The following is a 16,731-nucleotide window of genomic DNA, read 5'->3' on the forward strand; positions in this document are numbered from 1 at the left end:
CAGATCCTTAATTAAATAAACTTTGTAGCCAGGTTTTGGCCTTAGTTGCACTTTGTTGCACACAGCCTTCGGCTAATTCAGCTTGGCTGCTAGGTGCAGGCAGTAAGCTTGTTTCACCACAGCCGGCAGAAGTTGGCTGTCCATTAGCTTTGGCAAAATGTACCCAGCTAAGGTTATCGGGTTGCATGGCTCGTAGCGACTGTGGATACGAGGTTTTGAGATATGCCGCATACACTGGTAATGCCGCAGAAGAACCGGTAACTGCTGCGGGCTTGTTGTCGTCTCGCCCAACCCAAACCGTAACAATCTCTCGCTGGTCTATGCCCACATACCAGCTATCGCGCAAATCGTTAGTGGTGCCCGTTTTGCCCGCCAAATCGACCTTGGGAATGCGCCACTTGAGCGAGCGCGCAGTGCCGCTGCGAGTCACTTGGCTCATGCCATACAGCGTGAGGAAGTTGGCCATTTCAGACCAGCGGCGCTCTGCGTCATTATCAGCTTTATACAATACATTGCCTTGCCCGTCGTTCACTTGGTGCACGGCATAAAGTGGACGATATTCACCGTCCCCACCTAAGGTTTGATAAAGCTGCGCCATTTGAAATGGCGACAGGCTTAAGCTTCCCAAAAGTATCGACGGATAAGGTCGAGTATTCTCCTCCAAGCCAGCTAATTTTAAAGTATCAACGACTGAATCGACCCCTACTTCAAGGCCTAAGCGCACCGTTGGTACGTTAAGTGACTCGGCCAAGGCTCGCACTAACATCACTGGCTCACTAAAGCTCTTATCATAGTTATTAGGCTGCCAATTGGTGCCGTCGTCTAAAGGCACCGCTAAGGGGCTGTTTTCCAACAACTCGCCTAACTGATGCCCTTGCTCTATTGCGGTAAGATAAACAAAGGGTTTAACTAAGGAGCCAATTTGGCGGCGCGCATCCAATGCCCGGTTAAACCCTTGATTATTCTTTTCCCTGCCGCCAATTAGCGCGCGGATCGCGCCAGTATGGCGTTCACTAATCACCATGGCTGTTTGCAATTTCTTTTTCGCGCCTTTGTCTAACTGCTCTAAAACATTTTGCGCGGCGCTTTGAGCATGACGTTGTGATAGCGGATCCAGGGTAGTAAATACTTTCACACCGTTGTAATTACGCCAGTTGTTAGCATGCTGCTGCAGCTCTCGGCGAACCAGCGATACAAAGCCTGGCGTTTTCTGATAGCCCATACTGCCACGCTTGCTCAAGCCTAATGGCTTTTTCACAGCCAACTGATAACGCTCGGCCGACAATTCACCTTCTTCGGCCAATATACGTAAAACCAAGTCACGACGATTTATCGCGCGCTGTTCATGGCGCCATGGATCGTAATATGAAGGGCCTTTAATAATGGCCACTAACAAGGCCACTTGCTCCACCGATAAATCATTCACTGGGCGACCAAAATAGAAATAACTGGCGAGGCCAATACCATGCACCGCATTGCTACCATTTTGCCCAAGATATACTTCGTTAAAGTAGCTCTCTAAAATCTCATCTTTGCTGTAACGAAAATCGATGAGTAGCGCCATGTAGGCTTCTTGCAGCTTACGCCATAAGGTACGTTCGCGCGTTAAAAAGAAGTTTTTAGCCAACTGTTGAGTAATCGTGCTACCGCCTTGTACCGTTCGCCCGGCACGCAAATTCACCATTAAGGCGCGGGCAATAGCCATGGGTGACACTCCGTCATGCTGATAAAACTGGCGATCTTCGGTAAGTATCAAGGCCTGCTTTAAGCTTGCTGGAATATCATTTAACGGCACAAACAGCCGATCTTCCTGCTCAGTCACATTCAGGCGCTCAAGCAATACTGGGTCAAGACGGGTTTGGGCAATCTCTTCGCCGGTATCACGGTGCTGAATTTTAGCCAAACGTGAAGGGCTAAACGTGAGTAGCATCGGCAACTCGGGCTCTACCCCATCGGCAAACTCAAATTGGCGGCGTACTACCTCAATTTTGGTTTCCGATACCGCATATTCACCACCACGTTTAGCGCGTTTTACTTTGCGATAATTTAGTAACGCCAACTCATCTTGCAGCTCTTTTCTGCTTAGGCGTAAACCAGGATAGAGCTGTAGCTCTCGGCCATATACCGCTGCCGGCAGTTGCCACTTATCGCCAGTAAAACGCTGCTGAATTTTGCTGTCTAGTACCACACCCCAGGCAACCATAATGACAATGCCAACTAATGCTAGCTTCCAACTAATGCCCCACAGGCGTTTTCCCCTTGAAGGTTTAGTATTTTTTTTAGCGCTTGAGCGCGGTTTAGTGGTCTTTTTAGCTGGAGTACGGTTACTTTTGCTAGCCGGCTTCTTTGCCGAGGCTTTTTTGGGGCTTGGCTTTTTAGCCGAGCCATCGGGCTTTTTGGGACTCATACTGCCTTACTGCTTGATCAAACGTTAACGGATGGCTCACTAAAACGCGCAGGAAATGCGAAAGCCAAAGTGCAACAAGGATACTCCCACTGGCGGTGTTTTTTAAGCGCAAATAACGTGATAATTGCGCCTATTTTAACGGTTGCCTATTAAGTGCTTAGCTAATCACCGCTCAAGACTTTCGATTAAGTTTATTTGGAGCGTTCGAGTTGGCGTTTAGTTTTATGAGTGGCTTGCGCACTAACCGGATCATCAGGCCAAGGGTGCTTAGGGTAGCGCCCTTTCATCTCTTTTTTAACTTCTACATAAGCAGACTGCCAAAAGCTGGCTAAATCTTGAGTAAGCTGCAAAGGCTTGCCGCCAGGAGAGAGCAACTCTAAGGTAATAGCAACTTTATTGCCTAGCTGGGGAGACTGCGGTTGGCCAAACATCTCCTGCAGTTTAATAGCCACAACCGGAGCTTGCCCTAGTTGGTAACGAATCGCCGCCCGGTTACCGGAAGGCGCTAAATAGTGGCTAGGCACTAAACTTTCAATTTGTTGCTGTTGCTGCCAATCTAACCGCGACTTTAAGGCCGCCAACCAATCGATATTTTTAAGCTGCTGCCATGTTCTGCAACTCACCAAGTGCATAGTTAGCCATTGCTCTGCATCCTCTAACAGCGCTTCTTCACTAAAACCTGCCATCGCCAGTTCACTAAACCACTGTTGAGCACAACGTACCCGTTCAAGCCAAGCGCTGGCCTTATCGCCAATTGGCAACCAAGCAAAACCTTTAACTCGAATTTGCTTAAGCCAAGCACTGACCACTTGTTCTGCTTCAAGCTGCTCAGCAGCTTTGGCACTTAGCACCAACTCTCCTAAGCATTGCTGCTTCTCGGCGACGATCCGTTTAGCGGAATCGGACCACTGGCAATGTAACCTGCTAGTAAAACGCTCTGCTTGTAAGGTTTTTAGTTGCGCTAAATCTAGCTGGCAAGCCAGCGCAACTTTGCCTTGGTTTCTTCCCTCTGGCCAATATAGATCGCACACTACTAAGGCATCACTTTTGCTCAATTGATGCTGTTGTTCGTCAAGCTCTAAACCAAAACCGCCACTGCAGGTATAATTACGCCCTTGGCGCTTTAAGGCGATTCTGTCGGGAAACGCTTGAGCCAACAACAAACCGTCCCAATGCTCGGCTACGCCCCCAGTCGCTTTAACCTTAAAGCGCTGCGCCAGTTGCTTTAATTGTTGCTGATATTGCTGCTTAGCAAGGCCTTTTAAGGCTGTAAATGCTTGGCTAAGTTGATCACTTTGATGTGAGTTATTGCTATCTAGCAACGCTGCTAACTCACAAGCTCGCCACAACAAGCCTTCAACATTGTGTTGCTGCTGCCATTGCTGAGCTTGATCTAACATGGCGAGCATTCGTGGCCCAACACCACTGCTATTTAATTGCTCCGCTCGATCACTTAAACGCCCATCTTTTAGTAAGGCTAAATCACTCAACAATTGCTTGGCTTGCCGAAGGTGAGCACTAGGTGGCATGTCTAGCCATTGCAATTCTCCGGCATCGGCTCCCCAATGTAGGAGTTCAATCACCAAACGACTTAACTCACTACGAGTAATCTCTGGGCTGGCAGCAAAGGGGCGATGATTTAATTGCTCTTCGCTGTAGGCGCGATAACAATGACCAGCTTGTAAGCGCCCTGCTCGCCCAGCCCGTTGTATCGCCGAAGCCTTGCAAATCATTTTGGTTTGTAAGCGTGTGGTTCCACTATTGGCATGATAACTTGCTTGGCGCTCTAAACCGCTGTCTACCACACAACTAATGCCATCAATGGTTAAACTGGTTTCGGCAATATTGGTGGCTAAAACGATTTTATGTTTGCCGTCTTGCGCCGGACGAATAGCCGCTTGTTGCTCGGCTAAACTCAACTTGCCGTAAAGGCTATGCAGCTGATACTCGGCCGACAATAATGGCCGCAAGTGCTGCTCAACTTGGCGAATTTCAGCGTTACCCGGTAAAAATGCCAACACGCTGCCGGATTGCTCGGCCATGGCTTTTGCCACTAACTGGGCAAAGCGCTCGCTCCACTGCCAATCACGCTTAATAGAATGATAACTATAAGTGATGGGAAAACTGCGACCTTGGCTTTCTAGTATCTGCGCCTCGGGCAATAGCTTGCTCAAGGCGTCACTTTCAAGCGTAGCCGACATAATCATTAGCTTTAACTCAGGGTTAAAAGCCTGCTGTACTTCTAGGCTAAGCGCTAAACCTAAATCGGCATGAATGCTGCGTTCGTGAAATTCATCGAAGATCACCATCGCAACGCCATCTAGCTCAGGATCTTGCTGAATCAAGCGAGTTAATATGCCTTCGGTTACCACTAATAACTGGGTCTGAGAAGAATGTCGCTTGTCACCGCGCATTTGGTAGCCAACTCGCTCCCCCACCGATTCGCCTAATTGGCTTGCCAAAAACTCTGCGATATTGCGCGCAGCTAAACGCCGTGGCTCCAGCAAAATAATTTTGCCTTTAAGCTTTGCTTGTTGCAGTAACATTAGCGGTAATGCTGTCGACTTACCGGCCCCCGGTGGAGCACATACTATAAACTGTTGTTTATTGCTCAAACTCGCCAATAAATCAGGGAATATCTGGGTAACAGGCAATGCGCTCAAAACCGCTCCATTATTGCAAAACACTAAACCCGGCTAGTGTACCCAAAGCGTGAGAGTGACCCAAGCAAACTTATTCTCCAGCTTAGTGCTTAAGTGTTAGCATGCATTCACTATTTACTCGCTTAACAACGCTTTATGTCATTTGAATCACCATTAAAAGCTGCCACCTTAATCAAACGCTATAAACGTTTTCTCGCCGATGTTGTTCTTGAAGACGGCAGTGAAACCACCATTTACTGTGCCAACACAGGCGCTATGACCGGTTGTGCCGAGCCTGGTAATACTGTTTGGTATAGTCAATCAAACAACTCTAAACGTAAGTACTCACTTAGCTGGGAGCTCAGCCAAACCAAAGATGGCGATACTATTTGTGTGAACACCGCCAAAGCTAACGAGTGGGTTGAACAAGCTATTAAACAAGACATTATTACCGAGCTAAGCGGCTATGCTCAGCTTCGCCGCGAAGTAAAATATGGCAGCGAAAACAGCCGCATCGATTTTTTGCTGGAAGACCCAAAGCGTGAAAAGTGCTACATAGAGGTGAAGTCTTGTACCTTGCTGCAAAACGGTAAAGGCTACTTCCCAGATGCAGTAAGCACCCGCGGTCAAAAGCATTTACGAGAACTAATTGAAATGAAGCAACAAGGTCATCGCGCGATATTGTTGTTTGCCGTATTACACAGCGGAATAAATACTGTTCAAGCTGCTGCTCACATCGACCCAAGTTACGCAGAATTACTAGCATTAGCTAAGCGGCAAGGAGTAGAAGTGCTGGCTTACAAAGCCAAACTAAGCCCTCAGCAATGCAAGCTAGATCATGCCGTGCCGGTGTACTAGTTCGGCCAGTGCTATACTGACTTGTACATTAATATTTACATGAAATTGAGCTAAGTTTGACTCATAGCAAACTGGAACATTTTGCAAATAACGGCTAGATGATAGGGATGACGGTGACATTTTTATGACAACATCAGCAAAACATTTACTACTTTATAGGGGTGGTCAAAAAAACAGCAAACAGTCTACATTCTTTTACCGAGCTTAGGCAGAATTGGCAAATTCATGGCAATTCATTTGCGGTACGTTAGCCTTTCTGCTATAGATACCCGCCTAATTTACATCCTCGACTGTTTAACGAAAAAAGTCGTACGGAATTTGGGAGAGAAGTATGCCAGACGGCAAAAAGAAAACACTAGGTGTGCTCTCTATCGCAGGGGTTGAACCATATCAAGCTCAGCCTGGCGAAGAGTACATGAACGATGCTCAGTTAGACCACTTCCGAACTATTCTTGAAGCGTGGCGCAACCAACTTCGTGAAGAAGTTGATCGCACTGTAACGCATATGAAAGACGAAGCGGCTAACTTCCCTGATCCAGTTGACCGCGCGGCGCAAGAGGAAGAATTCAGCCTTGAACTTCGTACTCGCGACCGCGAACGCAAGCTGATCAAGAAAATCGAGAAGACCTTACTTAAAATTGAAGATGACTTCGGTTTTTGTGATGCCTGTGGTGTGGAAATCGGCATTCGCCGTTTAGAAGCTAGACCAACAGCTGATCTGTGTATCGATTGCAAAACCTTAGCTGAGATCAAAGAGAAACAACTGGTCGGCTAGTTTTTGTTTAAAGCCAAGGCAGATAAGCTAATCACTCTATCTGCCTCGCTTTATATTGTAAGAATTTTACTATGAGCGCTAAGCCCTACGTAGGCCGTTTTGCCCCTTCCCCTTCAGGCCCATTACACTTAGGCTCTTTAGTTGCCGCCGTTGGCAGCTACCTGCAAGCTCGTCATCACCAAGGTCAATGGTTAGTTCGCATTGAAGACATCGATCCACCGAGAGAGCAAGTCGGTGCGAGTAAACTTATCCTGCACCAGCTAGAACAGTTTGGTCTGCATTGGGATGGAGAAGTCTTACATCAAAGCCAGCGCCTAGAAGCCTATCAAGATCAAATTAACCGGTGGCTAAACCAAGACCGTGCTTACTTTTGCCAATGTACCCGCAAGCAAATAAAAGCGTCTGGGGGCTATTATCTTGGCACTTGTCGCAATCTACAGTTAAGTCGCCAGGGTCACGCTGTGCGATTACAAAGCGCGCGGGCCATTGAACAATTTGAAGATGTGGCTTACGGCACAGTAAATATTCCAGCCGCCTTAGCCAAAGAAGACTTCATCATAAAACGCCGTGACGGCCTATACGCCTATAATCTAGCAGTGAGTTTAGATGACGCCGAACAAGGTATTACCGAAGTTGTAAGAGGTGCAGATTTAATTCTTACCACTGGTAGGCAGTTGGCCATTTTTGAGCTCTTAGCTAAACCTGCCCCAAATTATTTGCATCTACCATTAGTGCTTGATGAAAGTGGCAATAAACTCAGTAAGCAAAACCATGCGCCTTCCATTTCGGGCAAGCAAAATCAGCAATTGCTGCTGCAAGCCTTAAGATATTTAGGGCAAACGAGCGAAGCCGACTGGCTTGAACTAAGCTGTGAGCAAATACTAATCAAGGCTCTAGCAAATTGGCGGCTTTCTGCGTTACCAAAAATCTCACTAGACAGCCAGTGAATTAGTTGTATTTCTTTGTAAAAAAGCTATATTAGCGCCTTATTTTTCACCATGTAGATAATGCGCGCTCAAGGGGGCACCCATTTTACGCAAACTCGCCAAAGTATATAAGCGGATCATCAAGTCAAATAGCGCTGAGCCAGTAGGCTTGCAGCAGCAGGTGATACCTCGTGCTGAGCACAATATTTCTCGCCAAGACATCAGCGAAAACGCCCTTAAGGTGCTTTATCGCTTACATAAGTCGGGCTACAACGCTTATTTAGTGGGCGGTGGCGTGCGTGACTTATTGCTAGGCAAGCAACCTAAAGACTTTGACATTGCAACCAATGCTACCCCTGAGCAGATTAAAGCCTTATTCCGCAATTGTCGTTTAGTTGGCCGCCGCTTTCGTTTGGCACACATTTTATTTGGCCGAGAAATTATTGAAGTAGCCACCTTTCGTGGTCATCATGACAGCGCCAATGCCAATACCGAATCAAAACGCAGTGAAGAAGGCATGTTACTGCGCGACAACGTGTACGGCAGCATCGATGAAGATGCAGAGCGTCGCGACTTTACCGTAAATGCGCTGTATTACAACATTGCCGATTTTTCCGTTGTCGACTTTGCGGGTGGTATAAATGATATTGCTGAGCGCCGCTTACAATTAATTGGTGACCCAGAAACGCGCTACCGTGAAGATCCGGTAAGGATGCTTCGAGCGGTGCGTTTTGCGGTAAAACTGGACTTTAGCATTGCGCCTGAAAGCTGTGACCCAATTGCTCAATATGGTCACCTGCTGAAAGATATTCCCGCAGCGCGCCTATTTGAAGAATGTTTAAAACTATTCTTAGGCGGCGATGGTAAATCTACCTTCAAAATGCTGGCCGATACTCAATTGCTTTATCCGCTATTCCCGCTATTAAAACCCTTGTTACAACAATGGGATGAAGACGCACCAGAGCTACGTTTTATGCTCATGGCCTTGGCCAGCACCGATAAGCGGGTACGTGGCGACCAAAAAGTAACACCTGCCTTTGTATTTGCAGCACTGCTGTGGCCACTATTAGAAATAAAGAAAGACGAATTACTGATAGAGCTTTCTTTAGGCGAGCATGACGCATCGGCAATGGCGATGAACTGGTTGCTCGACCAACAGTGTAAGAGCGTAGCGATACCAAAACGCTTCACCACTGGCATTCGCGAAATATGGCAGCTACAGGCTCGCCTAGATCGTCGTTTTGGTAAACGCGCCTTCCAAACCTTTGGTCACCCGCGCTTTAGAGCTGCTTTCGACTTTTTAGAGTTGCGTGCTAAAGCCACTCAAGACAAACACCTTGGCGAGTTGGCCCAATGGTGGCAACAATGGCAACGTAGTAACGAGCAGGGCCGCAATACCATGGTTCGCGAGTTAAATAAAAACTCAGGCCGCAGCAAAAGCCGCCGTCGTCCGCGTAAGCCAAAAAAGACTGACAGTTAATAATGACCACTTGCTTCCTGGCCTTAGGCAGTAATTTAGTCAACCCGCTCCATCAAGCCATCGCAGCTAGGCGTGCTCTAACTGCCTCGGCTGAACTCGATGTTGTTGCTAGCTCTTCACTGTATCAAAGCCGCCCAATGGGGCCACAAGATCAGCCGGACTATCTGAATGCAGTACTCCAGCTAGAAACTGATTTGGCACCACTCGACTTACTCGACCTTTGCCAAAAGATCGAATTAGAACAAGGTCGCGAACGTAAAGAACAACGCTGGGGCCCTAGGACCCTAGACCTCGATATATTGCTTTACGGCAAACAAATCATCGATACAGCACGACTAACCGTGCCGCACTATGGAATGAAGCAGCGAGAGTTTGTATTATTACCGCTCGCTGAAATTGCCAATGATTTATGCTTACCAGACGGAAGTTTGGTGCAACAGTTAGCAGAATCTATCGACAGCAACGGCTTACAAGTTTTTAAATGCCCCCAAGAGTGGGCTTAAAGCTAATATTCACTAACAAATTTGCCTCGTAGTTTGAGGCAAACGGTAACGAACTATGAGCAGATTTACAGTTTCTCACTTACAAAAGTTTAAACAAAACAACGAGAAATTCTCCTGTATCACCGCTTACGATGCGAGCTTTGCTGCGTTGTTTGATGAGTTAGGCATGCACATGCTGTTAATTGGTGATTCACTAGGCATGGTACTGCAAGGTCACAAAGATACCTTGGCAGTAAGCATTGATGATATTGCCTACCATACTCGCTGTGTTGCTCGTGGCACCGAAAAAACCATGATCGTAGCCGACATGCCTTTTATGTCTTACGCCACTCCAGAGCAAACTTACCAAAATGCCGCCAAGCTAATGCAAGCTGGGGCGCAAATGGTGAAAGTAGAAGGTGGAGAATGGTTAAGCTCTACCATTAAAGGTTTGGTTGAACGTGGCGTTCCTGTATGTGGTCACCTTGGTTTAACGCCTCAATCAGTGCATTTGTTTGGTGGTTATAAAGTTCAAGGCCGCGGCGAGCAACAAGCTCAAGAGATGTTGCAGCATGCCAAGCAACTAGAAGCAGCCGGTGTTCAATTGTTGGTATTAGAGTGCATTCCCACTGAACTCGCTAAACTCATCACGGAAGCCTTAACTATTCCGGTAATTGGCATTGGCGCAGGTAACGTAACCGATGGCCAAATCCTGGTCATGCATGATGCCTTTGGCATTAGCAAAGGCCATATTCCTAAGTTTTCTAAAAACTTCTTAGCTGAAACCGGCGATATTCGCGGTGCAATTAGTCTCTATTTAGAGCAAGTTGCTTCAGGTGAGTTCCCAGGTGAAGCACAGAGTTTTAGTTAATGCTTAAAGTTGTAGAACAGCCGAGTGAATTACGCTCGGCCCTAGATGCCGCCCGCCTAAAAGGTCGAAAAATTGGCTTTGTTCCCACCATGGGCAATCTGCATGCTGGCCATATTGCACTGGTTAAAGAAGCCCAAAAAAACTGCGAAGTAGTGGTGGTGTCTATTTTTGTTAATCCGCTGCAGTTTAACAACAGTAGTGATTTAGCCAACTACCCTCGCACCCTAGAACAAGATATTACCGCGCTAAACCAAGCTGGTGCTGATTTTGTATTTACCCCTAGCGCAGAAACACTCTACCCAAATGGTTTGGAAGCAGAGACTAAAGTAACAGTGCCTGTTCTTTCAGACATTCTGGAAGGCGAATTACGCCCTGGTCATTTTGACGGCGTCTCGACGGTGGTTTGTAAGCTGTTTAATCTGGTGCAGCCACATTTGGCAGTATTTGGCGAAAAAGATTATCAACAGCTCGCGCTTATTCGCAAGATGACCGCAGATCTGTTACTGCCAATTGAGATTATTGGCCTTGCTACGGTAAGAGAAACGAGTGGTTTAGCCATGAGCTCACGCAACAACCGCTTAAGCGGCAAGCAGCTGCAAACCGCGCCACTATTAGCAAAAGAGATGCGGAACATCGCATCACAGCTAAGCCACAGCAATCAAGCTGAACTTAGCAAAGCAGCCCAACAAACGCTGGAAAACAACGGATTTAAGTGCGACGGTATCGATATCGTAGACGCCGAAAGCCTAAGCCCCCTAACCCCCCAATCTCGCTCTGCTGTTATTCTAATGGCCGCCTTCCTCGGAGAAGTAAGGCTAATAGATAACTGCGTGATTGAACTACACTAATTTCGTCGATTAAAAGAGAGAACGTCAATGCAAACCACTATGCTAAAAGGCAAACTTCACCAAGCACGCGTAACCCATGCAGAGCTCAACTATGAAGGCTCTTGTGCTATCGACCAGGATGTTTTGGATCAAGCAGGTATTCTCGAATACGAGAAAATTGATATCTATAATATTGAGAATGGCGAGCGTTTTTCTACTTACGCAATCTCTGGTGAACGCGGCTCAAAAATCATCTCAGTAAATGGCGCAGCAGCACGTCGCGCAGCCGTGGGCGACCGAGTCATTATTTGTGCTTATGTTGGTATGAGCAATGAAGAAGCTAAGTCTCACAAACCTTCTTTGGTTTACTTAAACGAGAACAACGATATCGTTAGAACCAGCAAAGATATTCCAGTTCAATTAGCCTAGCACCAAAGCTGTGCAGGCTTTAAAATGGCGCACCATCTACGTGCGCCATTTTTGTACCTTTTGTCATAAAACAGCAAATAAACCCTTACATTTAACCTCATCGCAACATCACCAAAATATCTCTCCAACAATAAAATCAAAACTAGCGATAAGTTTGCCTTATTAAGGACTTACCAAAGCTTTGGTTTGTTTTTTGCTGTAAAGAACTAAAGATTAAAGTTTGTAGCGCAGGGAGCTGTCGTGCTAAGTATTTATCTAGTATTGCTGGTGTTATTTGTCTTAGCATTAATACCTATTCCATCAATAGTATCAAGCCATCGTCGAGCTGATAATCAACAACAGATTGAACATACACAATTGCTGCAATCGCTCAATCATATGACAAGAAGACATTGGCGCATGCAGGCTCAAAAGCTCTCTGACCCACTGTTTTCGCCTGCTGAGCTAGATGGCACCAAAGAGCAAATTGAAGAAATAATGGTGTTGCTACAAGCCCAAAACAACTACCGCTACTGTGCCAAGGTAGAACAGATTGTTTTACATTGGCAAGCACTTGCCCACTGCCAAAACCTAAGCCAACTTCGCCACTATCATCAGCAAATATTGCAACTCACCCAACTGGCCACCAGCGACTCTTTTAAACAAAACACTCAAAAGGGAACAGTCTTTGCTTTGACTCCTAATAAGTAAATATGCGGATACGTATAAAGGAGTTTAAATGCGTAGTGCAGCCACTATTTTTTATAGTTTTCTGTTTGGTTTTTTAGTGCTTACAGGAGTGAGCATTATTGACCTACAACAGCAGCAAAGCCTCGCTAACCTCGCTTTAGTCTGTTTAAGCTTGTGTTTAAGTGGCCTCACCTTAAGTGTGCTCAAACTGTTAATGCAACAAATTGAGCAACCAGACAAGGTACACAGTAAAGGCTTAGCCAGCTACCTATTCCAAGATACTCGTCACCAGCAACTCGAACTGCTAAGAGAACAGCAACGCCGAGTACTAGAACAGCAAGATGCCTTAGACGAAATCAGTCACTGCTCAAAAGAATTGTCATTGCAGGCTCAGTCGGTAGCTTCAGGGGCAGTGCAACAAGCAGATGCTAGCCAAGCATCCGCCAGCGCGGTAGTAGAAATGAGTGAAAGCATTAAAGATGTTGCCGAGCAAGTTAAGCTGGTAGCAGAAGCCAGCTTTGAAGCCAAGCGCTTCTCGGAATTGGGCCAGGAGGCCGCCTTAGCTGCTCAACAAGGTACCGAAAAAATGGTGGCTAAAGGAGAAGTTAGCCTTGAGAAAGTGACCCAATTACACCAAAAATCGAACACCGTAAGCAGCATTTCAAAAACCATTGAAGAAATAGCCGAACAAACTAACTTATTGGCACTTAACGCCTCCATCGAAGCCGCTCGTGCAGGTGAGCATGGTCGCGGCTTTGCCATTGTGGCCAACGAAGTAAGAAATCTTGCTAACCGCAGTCATCAATCTGCCAACGAAATCAGCGACAGTATGCGTGAAGTACAACGCAACATTAATGAAGTGCTCGAGCACATCACTCAACTAACCACCCAAGCTCAAGAGATTCAAGACACTGTGGATAATTCACGCCAGCAACTTAAGCTGATTTACACCAAAAACCAAGAGCTTCAAGCCCAAACAGAAATGATAGCGAGCAACAGTGAACAACAACACGCGGCAACTATCGAGCTTTCTGCTCACATCAACCAAGTAGCAGACTCTGCCCGAGAAAACACCGCCAGTGCCGAGCAAAGCGCCGACATTGCCAAACACCTTAGCGTGTTAAGTCAGCAAGGAGCGTAATATGAATACTAGCGTTATTATTGCCACTAGCGTAATTAGCCTACTGCTAATATCAGTTGCTATCTCTTGGTTATTAGCCAAGCGCCGCACTCAACAGCAGTACGCTGGCCTGGCAGCATTAAAGCAGCTAAAGAATTTAGTGGTATCACTGCAAAAACATCGCGGCCTAAGTTGTGCGATTCTAAACGGCGACCAACAGCAATCTACCGCATTAAATGCGCAACAAAAGCAAATTGTAAGCGCCCACCTTAGTTTAAGCGAAGACAGCTTTGTATCGCGCCAAGCTCGCTGGGATAGCTTTAATCAACACTGGCCAAGGCTACAGCAAAACTGGCCAAGCAATAACTTAGAAAACAATATTGCTCAACACAGTTTGATGATCAAAAACTTGCTGTTTTTGTCTCAAGACCTAGCCAGTTTTTACTGCTTATCTAGCCTAAGCAAGCAACATAAAAACATCGACTTTTTGTGGTTTGAACTGTTGGAAACAGCAGAATCAATTGGTCAAGTAAGGGCGCTAGGCAGCGGTTTGGCAGCTGCCAAACAAAGCAGCAGCGTTGAGCGGATCCGTTTGGCCTTCTTGCACAACAAAATTGCCCAAATTGATTCGCAATCACTCAACCATTTTGCTCACAGCTTTATTCCCAATGACCCAGCTTATCAGCCCTTGTTGGAACAGCTGCTTGATACCATAGAAGTTGAGCTGATCAACAAACCTCAGCCGACCATTTCGGTGAATGAGTATTTTCAGCAAGCGAGTAAAGTACTGGAAGGGCTATACCAACTATTTGATGCTGGAATAGCTCATTTAGAAGCGCAGCGACACGCTAAGCATTAGCTAGGCTAAGTGGCTACGCAGCTGCCAAAGTTGCTGGCCACTGTTTTGATATTTACGTTCAAAAGCAGTAATTGGGGTATCGGTTTTAAAGCTATTTAGCTGGCTTGAATAGCCAGCTAATTCTAGCGCTACTTGAAACTCTTCCAAGTAAGTTTGCCAGTTACTGCGCAGTTCGAGTTGCCCACCAAGCTTAAGCAAATAAGGGAACACTGCACTGCCGTGCCAACGACGCTGCAAGTGTCGCGACTTTGGCCAAGGATTCGGGTACAAGATGTAATGATGACTAGGCTGCCACCCAGCTTCCACGGCCAAACGCCAAAAGTCGTTTAAATCCACTTGCAGTAGCAAATAATTTTGCCCTGCTTGGTCAAAATGCGCCTGATGTTTAGTTAGCCGATGGGCAGATTTATCCATGCCAATCACCAAAGCATCAGGGTGCAATTCAGCCAAGGCAGCAGTGCTCACACCGGTACCACAGCAAGAATCAAACACCAGAGGTCGCGCCGCCGCCTCTACCTGCTTTTCTAACTGCAAAAATGCTTCTAGAGTATGCTGGCGATAAGGCTTTTTGAACTCTTCATCAAGGTGGCGCTGTACCACCTTGTTTAAGTTTTCGTGGATACCTTGCTGGTTAGAGCTAACGCTACGAGAGTTACCTTCCATTATGCTCTCAACCCATAACCGCGTTTGATCAAGGTATACGCCCAGATATACAAAATGGCGATAAAGCCCAAGATCATGCTAAATGATAAATACAGCGATACATCGGTTATGCCTAAGAAGCCAAAACGAAAGGCATTAACCATGTAAACAATCGGGTTGATTTGTGACACTCCCTGCCAAAACTCAGGCAATAAACTAATTGAATAGAACACTCCTCCCAAGTAAGTAAGCGGCGTTAAGATAAAGGTAGGGATGATGCTAATGTCATCAAAGGTATTGGCGTAAATCGCATTAATAAGCCCACCTAATGCAAACAGTATTGAGGTTAACAACACCGTGAGCATAATCGCGGCAACACTGTGTAACTGTAGAGGAACAAAGAATAGCGATACCATTGTGACAATAAAGCCAACACATAAGCCACGAGCAACACCACCACCAACAAAACCAAAAATGATGATATAGTTTGGTACCGGCGCGACGAGCAGCTCTTCAATGTTTCGCTGAAACTTACAGCTAAAAAACGAAGACGCTACATTAGAGTATGAGTTGGTAATCACCGACATCATAATCAAACCAGGAACAATGAATTCCATGTAGCTATAACCACCCATTTGGCCAATTCGCGAACCAATCAGGTTACCAAAAATAACAAAATACAGGCTCATGGTAATGGCAGGCGGTACCAAGGTTTGCACCCAAATACGCCCAAACCGAATGATTTCTTTAGTTAAAATGCTTTTTAAAGCGGTGCCATACAATGCGAGCTTCATGCTTGCCTCCCTTGAGCCACTAGGGTTACAAACAACTCTTCTAAACGGTTGGCTTTATTGCGCATGCTATGAACTACCACCCCGGTTTCATCAAGCAAGCGAAACACTGCATTTAAGCCTTGGCTCTTTTCTACATCAACTTCCAAGGTGTGATCGTCAACTAAGCGTGATACAAAACCCGCTAGATCCACCGCTTGCTGACGACTCTCAATATCAAAAATAAAAGTTTCTAAATTTAACTTTGAGAGAAGCTGCTTCATTGAAGTGTTTTCTACCAGCTCACCCTTATCAATAATACCGATATTGCGGCACAGCATCTCGGCTTCTTCTAAGTAGTGAGTGGTTAAAATAATGGTTATGCCTTGGCTATTAAGCTGCTTTAAGAAATCCCACATTGAACGACGTAGCTCTATGTCTACCCCAGCGGTAGGCTCATCCAAGATAAGCAACTTTGGCTCATGCATTAAGGCTCGCGCAATCATCAATCGGCGCTTCATACCACCGGATAATTCGCGCGCTCGGGCATTGCGCTTTTCCCACAAATCCAATTGGGCGAGGTACTTTTCTGCGCGCTGCATAGCAAGAGGCCGCGGCACACCATAGTAACCAGCTTGATTCACCACAATTTGCAACACTGTTTCAAATTGGTTGAAGTTAAACTCTTGGGGAACAAGACCTACATACGACTTGGCCACTTCCAAATCGGTATCAATGTCATGACCAAAAATCTTAACCGAGCCAGCAGACTTATTTACCAAAGAGGTAATCACCCCGATGGATGTGGACTTTCCTGCTCCATTTGGGCCTAACAACGCAAAGAAATCTCCTTGCTCAACCACTAAATCGAAGCCTTTTACCGCTTGCACCCCACCGGGGTAGGTTTTCTTCAAACCTTGAATCGCTAACGCCTGCATAATCACAACTTAAATTAACAATAAAAAAATGGGCCC

The 16,731-nt window shown here is 46.2% G+C and carries 16 protein-coding genes; 11 read left to right on the plus strand and 5 right to left on the minus strand.

Features of this window, described 5'->3' with window-relative positions; genetic code table 11:
• Positions 1–7: 7 nt before the first annotated feature.
• Positions 8–2,407, minus strand: a complete 2,400-nt coding sequence (gene mrcB, locus K5L93_RS06630; RefSeq protein ID WP_246615008.1) for a penicillin-binding protein 1B — start codon at positions 2,405–2,407, stop codon at positions 8–10.
• Positions 2,408–2,598: 191 nt separating this feature from the next.
• Positions 2,599–5,070, minus strand: coding sequence for an ATP-dependent helicase HrpB (gene hrpB, locus K5L93_RS06635; RefSeq protein WP_220719009.1), 2,472 nt, complete (start codon positions 5,068–5,070; stop codon positions 2,599–2,601).
• 135 nt (positions 5,071–5,205) lie between these two features.
• Between hrpB and sfsA the strand changes: the two genes are divergently transcribed.
• The 11 genes from sfsA (at position 5,206) to K5L93_RS06690 (ending at position 14,345) form a co-directional block, all read left to right on the plus strand.
• The gene (gene sfsA, locus K5L93_RS06640) at positions 5,206–5,907 is read left to right on the plus strand and encodes a DNA/RNA nuclease SfsA (protein ID WP_220719010.1); all 702 of its coding nucleotides are present in this window, start codon (positions 5,206–5,208) and stop codon (positions 5,905–5,907) included.
• Positions 5,908–6,238: 331 nt separating this feature from the next.
• Entirely contained in the window at positions 6,239–6,682 is a 444-nt protein-coding gene (gene dksA / locus K5L93_RS06645; protein WP_016403587.1) for an RNA polymerase-binding protein DksA, read from the plus strand.
• A 71-nt stretch (positions 6,683–6,753) separates the two neighbouring features.
• Positions 6,754–7,629: a tRNA glutamyl-Q(34) synthetase GluQRS gene (gluQRS, locus tag K5L93_RS06650; RefSeq protein WP_220719011.1), complete on the plus strand. Its 876-nt coding sequence runs from the start codon at positions 6,754–6,756 to the stop codon at positions 7,627–7,629.
• A 163-nt stretch (positions 7,630–7,792) separates the two neighbouring features.
• Positions 7,793–9,088 carry a polynucleotide adenylyltransferase PcnB gene (gene pcnB / locus K5L93_RS06655; protein WP_246615110.1) on the plus strand — a complete coding sequence of 432 codons (1,296 nt, stop codon included), beginning with the start codon at positions 7,793–7,795 and terminating at the stop codon, positions 9,086–9,088.
• 2 nt (positions 9,089–9,090) lie between these two features.
• Entirely contained in the window at positions 9,091–9,591 is a 501-nt protein-coding gene (gene folK / locus K5L93_RS06660; protein WP_220719013.1) for a 2-amino-4-hydroxy-6-hydroxymethyldihydropteridine diphosphokinase, read from the plus strand.
• A 55-nt stretch (positions 9,592–9,646) separates the two neighbouring features.
• On the plus strand, positions 9,647–10,441 hold the full coding sequence (panB, locus tag K5L93_RS06665; RefSeq protein ID WP_220719014.1) for a 3-methyl-2-oxobutanoate hydroxymethyltransferase: 795 nt from the start codon (positions 9,647–9,649) through the stop codon (positions 10,439–10,441).
• Positions 10,441–11,289 carry a pantoate--beta-alanine ligase gene (gene panC, locus K5L93_RS06670; RefSeq protein WP_220719015.1) on the plus strand — a complete coding sequence of 283 codons (849 nt, stop codon included), beginning with the start codon at positions 10,441–10,443 and terminating at the stop codon, positions 11,287–11,289. Before panB ends, panC begins: the two co-directional genes overlap by 1 nt.
• 27 nt (positions 11,290–11,316) lie before the next feature.
• Positions 11,317–11,697 carry an aspartate 1-decarboxylase gene (panD, locus tag K5L93_RS06675; RefSeq protein ID WP_016403581.1) on the plus strand — a complete coding sequence of 127 codons (381 nt, stop codon included), beginning with the start codon at positions 11,317–11,319 and terminating at the stop codon, positions 11,695–11,697.
• 240 nt (positions 11,698–11,937) lie between these two features.
• Positions 11,938–12,387, plus strand: coding sequence for a hypothetical protein (locus tag K5L93_RS06680; RefSeq protein ID WP_152785940.1), 450 nt, complete (start codon positions 11,938–11,940; stop codon positions 12,385–12,387).
• Between the two features lie 28 nt (positions 12,388–12,415).
• Positions 12,416–13,507 carry a methyl-accepting chemotaxis protein gene (locus tag K5L93_RS06685; protein ID WP_220719016.1) on the plus strand — a complete coding sequence of 364 codons (1,092 nt, stop codon included), beginning with the start codon at positions 12,416–12,418 and terminating at the stop codon, positions 13,505–13,507.
• A 1-nt stretch (position 13,508) separates the two neighbouring features.
• Positions 13,509–14,345 carry a nitrate- and nitrite sensing domain-containing protein gene (locus tag K5L93_RS06690; RefSeq protein WP_220719017.1) on the plus strand — a complete coding sequence of 279 codons (837 nt, stop codon included), beginning with the start codon at positions 13,509–13,511 and terminating at the stop codon, positions 14,343–14,345.
• Here the strand turns inward: K5L93_RS06690 and trmB are convergent, their stop codons facing one another.
• Genes trmB through K5L93_RS06705 form a run of 3 tightly spaced genes read right to left on the minus strand, consistent with a single transcriptional unit; the run spans position 14,346 to position 16,695 of the window.
• Positions 14,346–15,008 carry a tRNA (guanine(46)-N(7))-methyltransferase TrmB gene (gene trmB / locus K5L93_RS06695; protein WP_220719018.1) on the minus strand — a complete coding sequence of 221 codons (663 nt, stop codon included), beginning with the start codon at positions 15,006–15,008 and terminating at the stop codon, positions 14,346–14,348. It abuts the gene before it with no gap.
• On the minus strand, positions 15,008–15,781 hold the full coding sequence (locus K5L93_RS06700; RefSeq protein WP_220719019.1) for an ABC transporter permease: 774 nt from the start codon (positions 15,779–15,781) through the stop codon (positions 15,008–15,010). The genes trmB and K5L93_RS06700 overlap by 1 nt, the downstream gene beginning before the upstream one ends.
• A complete protein-coding gene (locus K5L93_RS06705; protein ID WP_220719020.1) occupies positions 15,778–16,695 on the minus strand; it encodes an ABC transporter ATP-binding protein in 918 nt (305 codons plus the stop codon). Before K5L93_RS06705 ends, K5L93_RS06700 begins: the two co-directional genes overlap by 4 nt.
• Between the last annotated feature and the right edge of the window lie 36 nt (positions 16,696–16,731).

Origin of the sequence: Agarivorans litoreus (assembly GCF_019649015.1) — a bacterium.
In the GTDB taxonomy this organism is placed as follows: Bacteria; Pseudomonadota; Gammaproteobacteria; order Enterobacterales; family Celerinatantimonadaceae; genus Agarivorans; species Agarivorans litoreus.

Coding starts and splice junctions, on each gene's coding strand:
- panC (WP_220719015.1), top strand. CDS start 10,441: ATGCTTAAAGTTGTAGAACAGCCGAGTGAATTACGCTCGGCCCTAGAT.
- sfsA (WP_220719010.1), top strand. CDS start 5,206: ATGTCATTTGAATCACCATTAAAAGCTGCCACCTTAATCAAACGCTAT.
- K5L93_RS06705 (WP_220719020.1), bottom strand. CDS start 16,695: ATGCAGGCGTTAGCGATTCAAGGTTTGAAGAAAACCTACCCCGGTGGG.
- panB (WP_220719014.1), top strand. CDS start 9,647: ATGAGCAGATTTACAGTTTCTCACTTACAAAAGTTTAAACAAAACAAC.
- dksA (WP_016403587.1), top strand. CDS start 6,239: ATGCCAGACGGCAAAAAGAAAACACTAGGTGTGCTCTCTATCGCAGGG.
- K5L93_RS06685 (WP_220719016.1), top strand. CDS start 12,416: ATGCGTAGTGCAGCCACTATTTTTTATAGTTTTCTGTTTGGTTTTTTA.
- K5L93_RS06690 (WP_220719017.1), top strand. CDS start 13,509: ATGAATACTAGCGTTATTATTGCCACTAGCGTAATTAGCCTACTGCTA.
- panD (WP_016403581.1), top strand. CDS start 11,317: ATGCAAACCACTATGCTAAAAGGCAAACTTCACCAAGCACGCGTAACC.
- gluQRS (WP_220719011.1), top strand. CDS start 6,754: ATGAGCGCTAAGCCCTACGTAGGCCGTTTTGCCCCTTCCCCTTCAGGC.
- K5L93_RS06700 (WP_220719019.1), bottom strand. CDS start 15,781: ATGAAGCTCGCATTGTATGGCACCGCTTTAAAAAGCATTTTAACTAAA.
- trmB (WP_220719018.1), bottom strand. CDS start 15,008: ATGGAAGGTAACTCTCGTAGCGTTAGCTCTAACCAGCAAGGTATCCAC.
- mrcB (WP_246615008.1), bottom strand. CDS start 2,407: ATGAGTCCCAAAAAGCCCGATGGCTCGGCTAAAAAGCCAAGCCCCAAA.
- folK (WP_220719013.1), top strand. CDS start 9,091: ATGACCACTTGCTTCCTGGCCTTAGGCAGTAATTTAGTCAACCCGCTC.